The 14,793-nt window shown below is 58.2% G+C and carries 6 protein-coding genes; 2 read left to right on the top strand and 4 right to left on the bottom strand.

All coding sequences use genetic code 11. The annotated features are described in order from the left end of the window. Positions 1–49: 49 nt before the first annotated feature. Positions 50–790, bottom strand: a complete 741-nt coding sequence (locus FHX08_RS24480) for a LuxR family transcriptional regulator (protein WP_132655986.1) — start codon at positions 788–790, stop codon at positions 50–52. Positions 791–1,106: 316 nt separating this feature from the next. On the opposite strand from FHX08_RS24480, the gene FHX08_RS24485 reads away from it, so the two are divergent. Continuing rightward, the gene (locus FHX08_RS24485) at positions 1,107–2,870 is read left to right on the top strand and encodes a glucan ABC transporter ATP-binding protein/ permease (protein WP_184327714.1); all 1,764 of its coding nucleotides are present in this window, start codon (positions 1,107–1,109) and stop codon (positions 2,868–2,870) included. A gap of 136 nt (positions 2,871–3,006) precedes the next feature. Here FHX08_RS24485 and FHX08_RS24490 read toward each other — a convergent pair whose 3' ends face one another. After that, positions 3,007–3,246: a hypothetical protein gene (locus FHX08_RS24490; protein ID WP_184327715.1), complete on the bottom strand. Its 240-nt coding sequence runs from the start codon at positions 3,244–3,246 to the stop codon at positions 3,007–3,009. Positions 3,247–3,664: 418 nt separating this feature from the next. Here FHX08_RS24490 and FHX08_RS24495 point away from each other — a divergent pair, with 418 nt between their 5' ends. Next, complete coding sequence (locus FHX08_RS24495; RefSeq protein WP_132655990.1) at positions 3,665–4,630, top strand: magnesium and cobalt transport protein CorA; 966 nt, start codon at positions 3,665–3,667, stop codon at positions 4,628–4,630. Positions 4,631–4,680: 50 nt separating this feature from the next. Here the strand turns inward: FHX08_RS24495 and FHX08_RS24500 are convergent, their stop codons facing one another. Both FHX08_RS24500 and FHX08_RS24505 read right to left on the bottom strand, forming a co-directional pair. After that, a complete protein-coding gene (locus tag FHX08_RS24500) occupies positions 4,681–5,910 on the bottom strand; it encodes an OpgC family protein (RefSeq protein ID WP_132655992.1) in 1,230 nt (409 codons plus the stop codon). 102 nt (positions 5,911–6,012) lie between these two features. Next, positions 6,013–14,529, bottom strand: a complete 8,517-nt coding sequence (locus FHX08_RS24505) for a GH36-type glycosyl hydrolase domain-containing protein (protein ID WP_184327716.1) — start codon at positions 14,527–14,529, stop codon at positions 6,013–6,015. Positions 14,530–14,793 lie beyond the last annotated feature (264 nt).

Here is a 14,793-nt window from a genome sequence, read left to right on the forward strand (position 1 = left end):
ACAGAAAGTTCAATTTCCTCCGTTATGGCGAAACAGAATTTCTCAAAATCTAGGTAATCAGGCCATAGCGAAAAGCAAGCGCCACCGCCTGCTGCCGGTTTTTGGCCTTTAGCTTGTCCTGCAGGCCATTCATATACCAGTCGACCGTATGATTGGAGATCTTCAAATGCTTGCTGATCTCCATCGAGGTCATACCCTCGGCGAGATAATGCAGAATTTCCATTTCGCGCCGGGTCAGCTGCGTATCGCTGATCGGCACTGTTTCCAGCACCGCGGCCTCACCTCGCATATCAAGCAGCCGCCAGAAGGCCCTGCGGGCGATCGTCTCGAAAAGCGAGATCTCTGCCGATGAAAGCTCGGTCGGCTTGCCGCCAATGCTGAGGCTGCCAAGGATGCCGTTTCGCCCATAGATTGGGAATATGTAACCGTCTTCCAGCCCGTGGCCATAGGCATCAACCATCATCTGCTCCATGCGGCGCCAATGCGGATCATCCCTGAACGCCGCCATACTGTCGCGCCACCGGAAGGAGCGTTGCGCATGCGCAAGATACCGTATGGTCGGATCGACAAGCACGTATTTCTTCGCGGCATAAACGTGCTGCCAGCTTTCTGGCCAGCGGCCGGCCAAGGTCACACCCCATGGGTTGTCTCCATGCTTGGGATGACGAAGCAGTCCATAGTAGTCGAATCCGCCGGCGAGGATCACCTTTTCGAGTTCACCGATCACACTTTCAGCGTCGAAGCTTTCTTCGAGAATGATAAGGAATTGAATTAAAGAATGAATTTGCACAAAAACGCCCCTTGCCCGAATCAACGAGGCCGTCGGAGCAGGCTTTATAACCCGCCGCTGAACGGTCTTTTTAAAAAGCTACAACTCACGAACTGGATGGTGCGCTAGACGCTCCAGGTAATGCAAGCGGAAATTGTCGCCCTGTATGCCTAAGCAACAATTTAGAAACGATGGTCACTTGTTGCACTTCCGATGACAGGATGCACAAATTTCGAAGCCGGATTCCGAATCTGAAGGCCTCGTTAATCGTCGGTTCAGGTAGCTTTTCGTAGCATCGCATCATCCCGTTTTTCGCAGATGCAAAAGAGGTTCCGACGTGTCGTTATTCAAGGTCTATGCAAGAGCCCTGCGCTATCTTGGCGCCTACAAGCTCCGCGTATCCCTCGTCGTTATAGCGAACATCGTATTGGCGGCGATCACCATCGCCGAGCCGATCCTGTTCGGCCGTATCATCGATGCGATTTCCGGCAAGGGCGAGGTCAAGCCAATCCTTATGATGTGGGCGGCTTTTGCCGTCTTCAACACCATCGCCTTCGTTCTCGTCGCGCGCGAAGCCGACAGGCTGGCCCATGGCCGCCGCGCGACACTTCTGACGGAAGCCTTTGGCCGCATCATCTCCATGCCGCTTTCCTGGCACCATCAGCGGGGTACGTCCAACGCACTTCATACGCTGCTGCGCGCCTGCGAAACCTTGTTTGGCCTGTGGCTGGAATTTATGCGCAACCATCTTTCGACGGCAATTGCGCTTGTCCTGCTCGTCCCGACGGCAATGTCGATGGACTATCGCCTCTCCGCTGTCCTGATCCTGCTCGGCATCGCTTACTGGCTCATCGGCCGCGTGGTCATGAGCCGCACGAAGGATGGCCAGGCTTCGGTCGAAAACCACTACCATACCGTCTTCGGCCATGTCAGCGATTCCATCAGCAACGTCTCGGTGCTGCACAGCTACAACCGCATCGAAGCTGAAACTCGCGCGCTGAAGTCCTTTGCCGATCGCCTGCTGCAGGCGCAGTATCCGGTGCTTGACTGGTGGGCTCTCGCTAGCGCGCTGAACCGCATGGCCTCGACGATCGCCATGATGGTCGTGCTCGTCATCGGGACCGTGCTGGTCCAGAACGGCGAACTGCGCGTCGGCGATGTCATTGCCTTCATCGGCTTTGCCAACCTGCTGATTGCCCGCCTGGATCTCATGCGCCAGTTCGCTACGCAGATCTTCGAAGCACGCTCGAAGCTGGAGGACTTCTACGTTCTGGAAGATTCCGTTCGTGAACGCGAGGAGCCTGCCGGCAACGGCGAGATCAAGGACGTCAAGGGTGACGTCGAGTTCAACGACGTCTCCTTCGGCTTCGCCAACAGCTCTCAGGGCCTGCACAACGTCTCCTTCAAGGTAAAGGCCGGCCAGACGGTTGCGATCGTTGGCCCAACCGGCGCTGGCAAGACGACGCTCGTTAACCTGCTGCAGCGCGTCTACGATCCGCAAAGCGGTCAGATCCTTGTCGACGGTATCGATATCAGCAAGGTCACGCGCAAGTCGTTGCGCCGCTATATCGCCACCGTCTTCCAGGATGCAGGCCTGCTGAACCGCTCGATCAGTGACAACATTCGCCTCGGCCGCGAAAACGCTTCGGAAGAGGATATGCGCCGTGCTGCCGAAGCCGCTGCCGCGTCCGATTTCATCGAGAACCGCGACGAACAGTACGACACCCATGTCGGCGAGCGCGGCAACAAGCTCTCCGGCGGTGAGCGTCAGCGTATCGCGATCGCCCGCGCCATCCTAAAGGATGCGCCGATCCTGGTGCTGGATGAAGCGACCTCCGCGCTCGACGTCGAGACGGAAGCCCGTGTCAAGGCTGCGATCGACAACCTGCGCCAGAACCGCACCACCTTCATCATCGCCCACCGTCTCTCGACGGTCCGCGAAGCCGATATGGTGCTGTTCCTCGATAATGGTCGCATCGTCGAGAACGGCAGCTTCGAGGAGCTCAGCCACTCCAACGGCCGCTTTGCTGCCCTGTTGCGGGCCAGTGGCATCCTGACGGACGACGAAGTCCGCAAGGCACATACGACCGAAGCCGCCTAATGGCTTCGAGCGGGACAAGGAAAAGCCGGAAGGGCATCGCTCTTCCGGCTTTTTGTTGGGTGAGATTCCACGCGTAACACCGGCGGATACCGACGGTGTCCCTTCGCCCTGCCAGTGCGGCCATGCCTAGGATGTTCTAGGCCGCTTTTTCGTAAACTAGATCAGGCGCAACGATCCATTCGCCCGGTTTGATCGACATGACTTCGAGCCTGCCGCGGTCGTCTCTGGCGGCGACGCCGACAAAGCGATAGCGGCCACCGTTCGGGTCGATAACCACGGAACCGATTGGTTTGGCGCGAAGATGGCCGACCACGGGACCGTCTGCCTTGGTAGCATCGAGCAGAAAATATTCGTGAGGAATGTTCCGGCTAACCATCAAGCGCCCTTCGCTTCGGATAGCCAAACCGACATTCGGTGTTGCCCCTGTCTGTATTGCGGTAGTTGAGCGATTGATGTCAGCGGGAATCGATTTGCGGCGGATGTCATAAGCGTCGCGATCGGAGGAAATCAGGTCGAGTGGCAGGTCGCAAACTTCGCTGTGCCGGCGGCTGTTGGCGAGGATATCGGCTGGCGTCCTTGAGTTCGAAGTACGGCTTCGTGCTCCATATCAGTGGCATTGCCCTCTGTGATCGCAAATGGATCGACGCAGGTAACCGTTCCATTCGTGATAAATGGCTAAAAATCAAAATCTCGCAGTGATCGCGAGGCCTTGTCGTCTTGGCCCGTAACTGCACATTCTTGCCTAAGCGTCGCGAGATGACCGGATCGCAGACGCAGGATTGAGCGGAGCGTAAATGAGCATTGTTGCATCATATTTGTACCGCGATGGTCGGCGGGCGGAATCCTTCGACATCGAAAACGGCATTGTTCCGACGACGAAAAACGAATTCGTATGGATTGGTCTGCACGACCCCGATGAGCGGGAACTCTTTGCTCTGCAGAAAACCTTTGGGCTTCATCACCTCGCCGTAGAGGATGCCCTTAACCCGATCCAGGTTCCAAAGCTCGATATTTACGATGGACAACTTTTCCTCATCACCAAGACCGCCCATCTGGATGGCGACGCTATCGAATATGGAGAGACGGCGATCTTCATCGGCGATCACCATGTCGTCACCGTCAGACACGGTTCCGATCGCGGCCACAGCACGCTGCGCAAGCAGCTTGAAGCAGCGCCCGAAACGCTGAAGAACGGCCCGGACTATGTGCTGCACGGCGTGCTGGATTTCATCGTCGACGGGTACCTCCCCGTTGTGCAGACAATAGAGGATCATGTGCTGGAAATGGAGCAGCGTATGCTCGATGCTTTCCTAAGCCGCGATCAAATCAAACGGCTCTTCCGATTGAGACGCCAGATCATACGCTTCCAGCGCGTCCTCGGCCCGATGTCGGAAGTGTGCGGAAAACTGGTCCATCTCGATCTGCCGTGCATCGATACGGAGACGCGCAAATACTTCAGGGATGTGAACGACCACGTCCGGCGCGTCGAGACCACGACGAGCGGTCTGAAGGACGTCATTACCTCGGTCTTCGAGGCGAGCAATCTCCTGGAGCAGCAGCGTCAGGGCGTGATCACTCGACAACTTGCGGCCTGGGCTGCTATTGCAGCAGTGCCGACAGCCATTGCCGGCATCTACGGCATGAACTTCGAGAACATGCCGGAGCTCAAGACGGAATATGGCTACTACGTCGTCATCGCGATCATTTTAGGCCTCTGTACCATTCTCTTTTGGCGCTTCCGCAGATCGGACTGGCTTTAAGGGTGCCTGCGCCGCATAGGACGAGATTAAGCCTCAAAGCAAGCTCTTGCCTATTTGCGTTTGCCCTGGCCGTAGGTGTCGGTCGCTCTGCTGGCATGGACCGCCACCGGAATGGCCCCGACGGCAAGGGGCCGAGCCTTTTCCTGCTCTCTCTTGTATTCGAGATGATAGGCATAGGCGAACTGGGCGGCGATACCCACAAGCACGAAGAGCGGGCCGATGACCTGATCGCGATTGGTGATGTAGAGCAGCACCTGGCCTACCATCGCAAGGATAGTGCCGGCAACGAAGATATTGAGCGAGTGTCGGCCGAGGATTGTCAGCGGATGGTCGGCCGGGCGGCGGAAAGCCTGCGATATCGCCGGAATATTGATCACCAGATAGGTGAGGGCCAGCACATGCAGAAGGCGCGGCAGCGACAGGAAGGTCTTGTCAAAACCGGTCAGCACCGCCGGTAGACCGAGCGCTGCAAGATAGTTTCCTATATCCCATAGCTGGGCCGTGACCCAGACGAACGAGACGATGACATAGGCCAATGCCAGCGCAAAGAGCACCGGATGGCGTGGAAGCTTGCCACCGCGCTTGACATGCATTATCGAGACGATGCCGATCGTGAACAGGAACTGCCAGGAGAAGGGGTTGAGGAACCAATCTCCCTCGAGCAGCATGTTCTGCGGCGCGATCTGATAGATGCCGGCAATCAGCCAGACGGTGCCGGATACAGCCAGCGCCAACAGCGTACTCTTCTCGTTCAGGAGCAGGATCAGCGGTACCATCAGCATCAACGCGCCATACATCGGAAGGATATTGTTGTAGCCGATCTGATGGCCGAGCAGCAGCAGGGCCGGAATGCCCTCCTTCAGGTTCATTAGCACCGCCAGAATATTGATCTCGACCAACAGCCCCGGCCGGTGGAACAACCAGGCACCGCAAATGAAGAGCGCCAGCGTCACGAAGGTGGTGATCATATGTGCCAGATAGAGCGTGAAGGCACGCTTTGCTGCCTTGATCGCTATCTCCAGCCGCCTGCCGGGCTCGAAGCGCGAGCCGTAAGCGAGACCGACCGCAATGCCCGAAATCAGCACGAAGGCTTCAGCGGCGTCGGAAAAGCCGAAATTCTTCGTGGTAATATATTCGAAAATCTGTCCGGGAACGTGATTGATGAAGATTGTGATGAGTGCGAGCCCACGTAATACATCGAGTCTCGTATCACGCTTTGGCGCCGCCACTGAGATGGAGCGTCCTTGTGCTCCAATGGCCTTGGTCGGCAAGCTTGCCATCGTGTCTCTCCTGTCATCCGATTTTGCAAACGCTACGCCGGCCAAAAGGGTTCCCCCCCTCTGGCCGTGCGAATCGCCGGACATTCAGCGTGGAGAACGCTGTTATCCGACCGGATACCCCTCTTTTGGATCGGCGACTTCGCTGCCGTTGACGGACAGAGTGTAGCCTTGAGCGTTGGACGCTTTTGAGACCGAAATGCGGTATTTGTTTCCGGCCTGCTCAATCTCTGCCGCAAACCCGTCCCAATTGGAAGGCAGCGACGGATCAACAAAAAGTTTTCCACCCTTTAGCCGGGTACCGAGAATGCCTTCGACTGCCGCACGGTAAAGCCAGCCGGCCGATCCCGTGTACCAGGTCCAGCCGCCGCGCCCGATATAGGGTTCGTGCCCATAGACATCGGCCGCCACGACATAGGGTTCGACGCGATATTTCTCGGCCGCTGCCTTGTCGAGCGAATGGGTGATCGGGTTGAGCATCTGGAAGCAGCGCAGTGCATCATCGCCGCGTTTCATCTCCGCCAGTGCCATGACCACCCAGGTCGCGGCATGTGTATATTGGCCACCATTCTCGCGAACGCCCGGCGGATAGGCCTTGATATAGCCCGGATCCTTTAGTGACTTCTCAAAAGGCGGCGTGAAGAGGCGGACGATCCGCGCCTCCTCGTCCACCAATTCGGCGAGCACCGCATCCATCGCTTTGGCAGCCCGCTCCGGATCGCCCTCACCCGAGAGCACACTCCAGGACTGAGCGATCGAATCGATCAGGCATTCCAGGTTTTCCTTTGAGCCGAGCGGCGTACCGTCATCGAACGTGCCGCGACGATAATGTCCACCATCCCAGGCAGTGCTTTCCAGCGACTTCTTGAGTTCGACGAGGTGGGTCTTCCAGCGTTTGGCGCGGGTCCGGTCGCCCCGCTCCTCGGCATAGGGAATGAAAGAGCGTAGCGTACCGGCAAGGAACCAGCCGAGCCAGACGCTCGTGCCCTTGCCATCGATGCCGACGCGGTTCATGCCGTCGTTCCAGTCGCCGCCGAGGAAGAGCGGAAGGCCGTTCTTGCCCTTGCGGGTGATGGCGAGATCGAGTGCCAGCGCCGCATGCTCATAGATGCTGACGGTATCTTCCGAAATCTCCGGCTTGTAGAAGAAGTCGTGCTGGCTCTCCAAAAGGGCGGGGCCTTCGAGGAAGGGAAGCTGCTCATCAAGCACGCTCTTGTCGCCGCTGACGCTGCAATAATGATCGATGGCATAGGCGAGCCAGACGACATCGTCGGAAATCATGGTGCGCACACCGGCGCCCGTTCCCGGCAGCCACCAATGCTGCACGTCGCCCTCACGGAACTGGCGCGAGGCGGCATTAATGATCTGGCGCCGTGCAAGCGCAGGCTCCTGCAGCACGAAGGCGAGCGTATCCTGCAGCTGATCACGGAAACCAAAGGCACCGCTTGCCTGATAGAAGGCAGAGCGGGCCATGATGCGGCAGCCAAGGCTCTGATAGGGCAGCCAGGTATTGACGAGATTGTTCATGCCCTGATCCGGCGTCGATATCTGCAGCTTGCCGGTGAAGTCCTGCCAGAAGGCGCGATTCGTCTGCACAGCGTCATCGAACGAGCTGTTGCGAATATCAGCCAGCATAGCGCGCGCCTCTTCTTCCGTTGGTGCATCGCCAAGAAAAAAGATGACGTCGCGCTCTTCGTTCACGCCGAGTTCGATATCGACAGTGAGGATCGCCGCCGGATCGCCATCGAGGTCCGTGGAACCTGAGAGCGCTGCTACCGACATCACTGCGACGGGCATCTGAATTGAGCCGGTCTTGCCGATGAATTCGCGGCGGCTCGACGAGAAGCCGGAGATTGTCTCGCTCGCGGCGAAAAAGGCTGTACGGCCAGAATAATCGATACTGTAGGGATTGGTTGCAAACAGCGCACCGGTTTCCTCATCGCGCTTCGAGAGGACAAAGGATGCAGTCTTCTGCGGATTGTTACCGAGAATCCATTCGACATAGCCATAAATCCGGAGGCTGCGCCTTGCCGGGCCGTCGTTCCGCAGATGCAGACGCTGCATCTTCACAGACTTCTCGCCATGCACCGTCTGCGTGACCTCCAGCGCAATCTCATGTTGAATACTTGAGAAGATGGAATAGCCGAGACCGTGGCGCGCGTCGAAGCGGATGTCGTTGCGGCGCGACAACACCGCAAATGGGGTCATGACCGCACCGCTCTGGAGATCCGCTATATACAGTGCCTCCCCAGGTCGATTGATTACCGCATCGTTTGACCAGGAGGTGAGCTGGTAATCGCGTGAATTGACGCTCCACGTGAAACCGGCACCTTCCGCCGATACGTGAAAGCCAAACCGCTCGTTGGAGATAACATTGATCCATGGCTGCGGAGTGGCATCGCCGCCCGGTAGACGCACGACATATTCACGGCCGTCACGAGAAAAGCCGCCGATACCATTCCAGAAGTCGAGGTCGTCCTCCTCTATAGCGACAGTCTTGAGCGCTGGGGCCGGCAAAGGCGCTATCCGTTTGACCGGCATCGCCGAGCGCTCGGCCTTTTCCATATCGTCCGGCGCCTCATTGCCCAAGGAAAAGAACGAAACAGCGCGGTTGATCTGATCGATGACCTTGCCATTCCTGGCATGCAACGTGACGCGGGAGGCGGCGATCAGCGCCTGATAGGTGCTCTCTTCCATCAAATCCTTGCGGACTGCGAAAATATGCTGGCGTAAGCCGTCGGCCTGGCCCATACGGCGCACGGTTTCGCACATGGCGTCCAGCGCATGCTGCATATCTTGCGCATAGGATGAAGCTCGTTCGTTCATGATAACGAGATCTGCGGCTACGCCGCGTGAACGCAGATACTCCTGCGCCAACAACGCTTCGCGGGCGATTTCGAGATCCATGTCGTCGTCAATGCGCAGCGTGAAGATCGGGAAATCGCCCGAAATCGCCAGCGGCCAGAGCGCCGACTGCGATTGCATGCCGGCTCGGACAACGGTTTGATCGCCACGAAGCTGCATATCCGGATAGACGAGATAGCGGCCGAGATGCTGGAAGGCGGCCGCCTGCTGCGAGCTGACGCCGACATGGCGCATCTGCACCTGCGTGCGCGTCCAAGCCTGGATGATCTCATGGTTGAAAGCATCCGGATGACGATAGCGATCGACGGCCTTGTCCACCTCTGCACGGCTCGGGGCTGCGATCGTCCAGAAAATCACGCTGACTTTCTTTCCGGCCGGGACGCGGACGGTTCGGCGAAGCGACAGCACAGGATCCAGCGTGAAGCCATCAGTGCCCGAAAGTCTCGCGCCCGGATCGAACGCGGCGGCATTTGCGAGGTTACGGCCGCGGCCGAGGAACTTGCGCCGCTCGGTTTCGAATTCTGTAGGACGTGTATCACCGGCACTATCGACGACCAGATGCGCAATGCTCATATTCGGTTCATTCGGATCGCGTTTGTTGCGCTCGGCGCGGATGACGTCGCCACGCTTGTCGATCTCCGTCTTGACGAACATGCGGGCGAATGCCGGATGTGCATTGTCCGTATCATCGGAAGTTATGACCGGTTCGAGATAGGAGGTCACTTCAATGAAACGGTCTTCCGCCCCCAGGTTGAACAGCGTCAGGCGACGGGCTTCCGCATCATGTTCGGTTGCGACGATGCATTCGACCTCGCTCGAGAGCTCACCGAGCACCTTGTTGAAGACGGCCTTCTCGTCAGCGAATTCCACTCTGACCGTCTCACCCTCGACACTCTTCGGCTCCGATGTCGCCGACCACCATTCATTGGTCATCACGTCGCGTAGGAAGATGAAATTGCCCCAGCGATCCTCGGTCGGATCTGGTTTCCAGCGGGAAACGGAAAGACCGTTCCAGCGGGCGTAACCTGCACCGGTCGCCGTTAGCATGACGGAATAGTGACCGTTGGACAGGAAAACGAGAGCGCGGTCGTGCGACGCTGGATCGGCTATCGTGCGGATGACAGGTCGCATCAGCTCATCCTGAATGGCAGCAGGCGTGTGGGACTGGTCCCTGCCGCTCATGATCGGGATATCGCGCGGAGCCTTTTCCTGAAGCAGCAGTTCAGCCGCTTCGATGACGGGATCGGAGTGGAAGAGCTCACGCAAACAACCGTTGAACGCGACATTGGCGACGGCAGCAATCGACATGCCGTGGTGGTGAGCATAGTAGTTGTAGACGACAGCACATTGTTTGCCTTCAGGCACGCGCGTCGGTGTGAAATCGACCGCGTCATGGAAACCGAACTTACCAAGTGCGCCGAGCTTGCGAAGTTTCTGCAGGTTTTCAAGCGACGCCTCGGGATAATATTGGCTGGCGAGCAGTGAGGCATAGGGCGCGATAACGGCATTGTGGCCGAGACCACGCTTCAGGCCGAGCGTCGGCACACCGAAGTTCGTGTACTGATAGTTGAGGTTATGATCGCGGGCATTGAACGCCGCTTCCGAGATGCCCCAAGGCGTACCAAGCTTACGGCCATAGTTCATCTGCTCGACGATGACGAGATTGTTGGTCTGGTTAAGAATGCCTCCGCCACGCTCCTGGATGACGAGCGAAGGCATCAGATATTCGAACATCGAACCGGACCAGGAAACCAGCGCCCCACGCGAACCGACCGGCACCACTTGGCGGCCGAGTTTGTACCAATGCTCCGTCGGCAGGTCGCCCTTCGCGATACCGAAGAGCGACGTGAGACGGCATTCAGACGCGAGAAGGTCGTAGCAAGCCGCATCGAGATCACCACTTTCCACACGGTAGCCGATCGACAGCAGCCGGCGCTCCGCACGGTAGAGGAAGCCGAAATCCATCGAGAAGGCGAGATCGCGTGCCTTGTCGCGAAGCGCAATCAGCCGCGGGCGCAAATCATCGATATTCGACAGGTCGAAAGTGCTGTCCGAGATATGCGCCTCGCAGATTTTAACCAGCGAGGCGGCCCAGAGTGTGACTTCTTCCGTCTGCTTGGATTTCACCTCGTGATGCAGATTGCCGGCGAGCTTCTGAACGTCGCGTGCCAGGACTGCAAGGTTGATGACTCGGATGGAGGCGAATTCATGCTCGCGCTTGACCGCAACAAGCGCATTCTGGAAGCCGGCAATGCGCTCTTCCAGGCGCCGGCGCAAAGGACGCACCGTTTTGCGATCATCGGGAAGATCTGCCAGTACTTCGCCGAGGATACCGGCCGTATCGCCGACGCCATCGAGATTGCCTTGGATATGCGCGGAGGGCGCTTCTGCCCAATTGCGGCACGCTGAGGAAATGGCAATCAGGTGGCCGGCAAGGTTGCCACTGTCGACGGCCGAGACGTAGCGGGGGCCAAGTGTCTGCAGCGTGTCCGTGTGATACCAGTTGAAGAGGTGGCCACGGAATTTCTCCATACGATCGATCGTCGTGATGGTCTTCTCCAGCCTCTCGATGGCTTCCTCAAAAGAGAACCACCCGAACTGCCGGCCGGAAACGACCGACAGCAGATAGACGCCGATATTGGTCGGCGATGTGCGCGTCGCCACGATGATGTGAGGCGTTTCCTGAACGTTGTCGGGCGGCAGGTAGTTCTGCTCCGCCGTCGTGAAGGTCTCGAAATAGCGCCAGGTGCGGCGCGCAATCTTGCGAAGCTCTCCGGAGACGACTTCGGACACGTCAAGCCGATCTTCCGTCTCTGCCGACTGGCTCACATACCAGGCGACGGCAGGCGAACAGATCCATAATAGCGCGAAAGGAACACCAACCAGGAAGGCATCGTTGCCTGACAGTGCCGCAACGGCAACCGAAAGGATCGCCAGAACCGGCGCATGCCACATCGTCCGATAATAGGAAAGGATTGTACCCTGCTTGCCGGCGCCGACGCTGGCAGCGGTGCGCCATTGCAACAGCAGCTTATGGCTAACGAACAGACGGTACAGCGAACGGCCGATCGCATCGGCCATCATGCAGGCAGCGTCGGCAATGAAGACAATCCGCAGCGCCACCTGCGCATTGGCCGCTGTAATATCCAGCCAGACGGTGTGAAGATGGGCGCTAGCGACGATATCGCTGCGGCGCGGAATGATGCCCTTGATAAGCGACAGGGTGGGGGCCACGAACAGGCAGAAGATCAGCAGGATCTGCCAGATCAGCGCGCCAGACGGCTCCATCAGACACCAACCGAGCACGGAAGCGAAGAACCAGGCGATCGGTGTCAGCGATCGGCGCAGATTATCGAACATCTTCCAGCGCGCAAGCGCGGTGACCCGGTGTTTCGGATTGAGCATGTAAGGCAGGAGCTGCCAGTCGCCACGAGCCCAGCGATGCTGCCGCGAAGCCTCAACCTCATAGCGGACAGGAAAATCCTCTATGAGTTCAAGGTCGGTGACGAGCGCGCAGCGCGCCATAGACCCTTCGAGAAGATCGTGACTGAGTACCGAATTCTCCTCGATGCGACCTTTCAGTGAAGCCTCGAAGGCATCGACATGATAGAGGCCCTTGCCGGTGAACGTGCCTTCGCCGACAAGGTCCTGATAGACATCCGAAACTGTGAAGACATAGGGGTCGAGACCGCGGTTGATCGAAAAGACACGCTGGAAGACAGAAGCATCCTTGCCTGTCGTCAGCGACGGCGTCACGCGCGGCTGCAAAATGCCATAGCCGCTTTCGACTCGGCCAGTATCCGGATTGATGACCGGGCGGTTGATCGGGTGATAGAGCTTGCCGACCAGTTTGGTAACGGTATCGCGCATCAGGCGGGTATCGGCGTCGAGCGTCATGACGTACTTGACGCCGATAGGTACGGTATTGGCGCTTGGCAGGTAGGTCGTGTCGCGGTCGCCCCGCAGCAGCAGGTTCAGCTCGTGCAGTTTGCCGCGTTTGCGCTCCCAGCCCATCCACACACCCTCGGATGGATTGTAGAGGCGACGGCGATGCAGGAGATGGAAGCGCACCGTACCGTCATAGGCATAGCGAGCCGATAGATTGGCAATCTCCCGGCGCGCATATTCCAGCACCTCCAGATCAGCAGAGCTTTCTTCCATATCGCTGTCCGGCCAGTCGCCGAGCAATGCAAAATAGATTTCGCCACGTGGATTGGCGAGATAATGAACCTCGAGATTGCGCACCATCTCGTCGACACTGTCACGATTGCAAATCAGACAAGGTACGGCGACAAGTGTGCGCGCGGTCTCCGGGATGCCCCGCTTGAATTCATAACCGACGAGCCGCACCGGCGTGACGAAAAAAGAAAGCACGGTGTTGAAGAGGCCGCTCGCGCCCTCGGAGGCCGGCAGCGAAAATAGGATGAGCAGCAGAGCGATTTCGATCGGCCTCATGCCGGCACCAACCATGAACCCGCCGACGACCAGCATGGCGATGATCGTGATCAGCACGACCGGAACGGCGATCGCCATCCAATTCAACTTCCGTACCGCGCGGATGACATGCTGCGCCGGCGTTGGATGGTAATCCGCGCGCGCTTCAAGCTTCGGGCGTTCAGCGCCCATAATGAAGCAGCCGATATTGGGTTCTCGCGGTTGCGCCTCGCCAGAATGATGGACCTCGGCCACCATGTCGACGGCAAGCTGCGCGATTTGCACCTCGCTCAACGGCGAGCGCCTCGCCAGCTTTTCGATCTGTTTACGATAGCTATTGCGCGAACCGGGATCGAGATCGCCGTAGTCGGATTGGTTCCAGAGCAGCCTGTCGACATGGCTGACCTGCTCGACCCACACCGACCACTCCGCGTCGTTGATCTCACGTAGACTCCTGACGATGTTGCCCATTGTGACGTTGCCGGCGGAGAGGCGGCCATGCTCCGTCATCGTCGCTTCCTCGCTATCGCGCCCGAGCCGCTCCAAACGCTGATCCAACCAGGAGATCGCTTGGCTTGAAGTCTGCGAGCCATCGCGCAAGCGGTAGAGGAACTGCGTAGAGAATGTGTTGTCCGCAGCAAGCTCTTCCAGGGTCTCCAAATAGGCGGCAGCCTTTGCGGTATCGGCCAAGCGGATTAGCTCGTCGGCAGCCTCATTGGCGCGGCGGCGCATGTGACGGCTGCGCTCGACACGGCTTGAAATACGGCGAAGGTTCTCGACCAGCACGTACCGCACCAGAGACGGCAGAGCCCATAACTCACCGATTCTCAGCGTCTCATGCTGCTGGAAGCCGTCGACGAGTGCAGTCAGGCTTTCCTGCGAGGTGGTGCTGTGGGTATGGGCGACATAGAGCCAGGCCAGCGCAAGCGTTCGCGGAACCTCAACATCGCCGATATCAGTCAAGGGCAGTTCACGATAAAAGCGGCGCGGGAAGTCACGACGGATCTCCTGGATAGCTTCTTCAACGATGTAATGGTTGTCCAACAGCCATTCGGCGGCTGGCGTGATTGTCCCCCCGGCCTCGACGTCGGCCGCGGTCGTGCGGTAGACGCGCAGGATTTCCTTCTCGTTCTCCCTATGGCGCGCGAAGAAATCGAACGGTGCGAAACCCGGCAACTCGCTCACCGTGCGACAAGCGACGCTTTCACCCACGGCCCTGATGTCCTCATTGGACAGATAGGTTGATCGGATCGAATCACCGTAGTCGATCTGCTTCTTCTCAGACTCGCGGGGCAGGCTCGGAGGAGGATTGGCAATGGACATAGATTCGGTTCTGGATCCAGACGAAATTATTGAATTTGTACGGGCTTTCTGCACCGCTTGTGACGCCTCTCGTATGAACGGAACGATCCTCATTGAGATCAGCGAAAACAAAATAAGGTGCGCGCCGAGAGCATTGCTGCAGGGGACCACCCATATTCATGCCGTGATTTCGCGAGGTCACGGATGCCCGCTCCCTCCCTTCGAAGCCATTCGGGAAAGTTGGACAGGCTTACGATAATTCAAGTCGCGAGAACTATTTCTAAG

Origin of the sequence: Rhizobium sp. BK529 (assembly GCF_014194105.1) — a bacterium.
Lineage (GTDB): Bacteria > Pseudomonadota > Alphaproteobacteria > Rhizobiales > Rhizobiaceae > Rhizobium.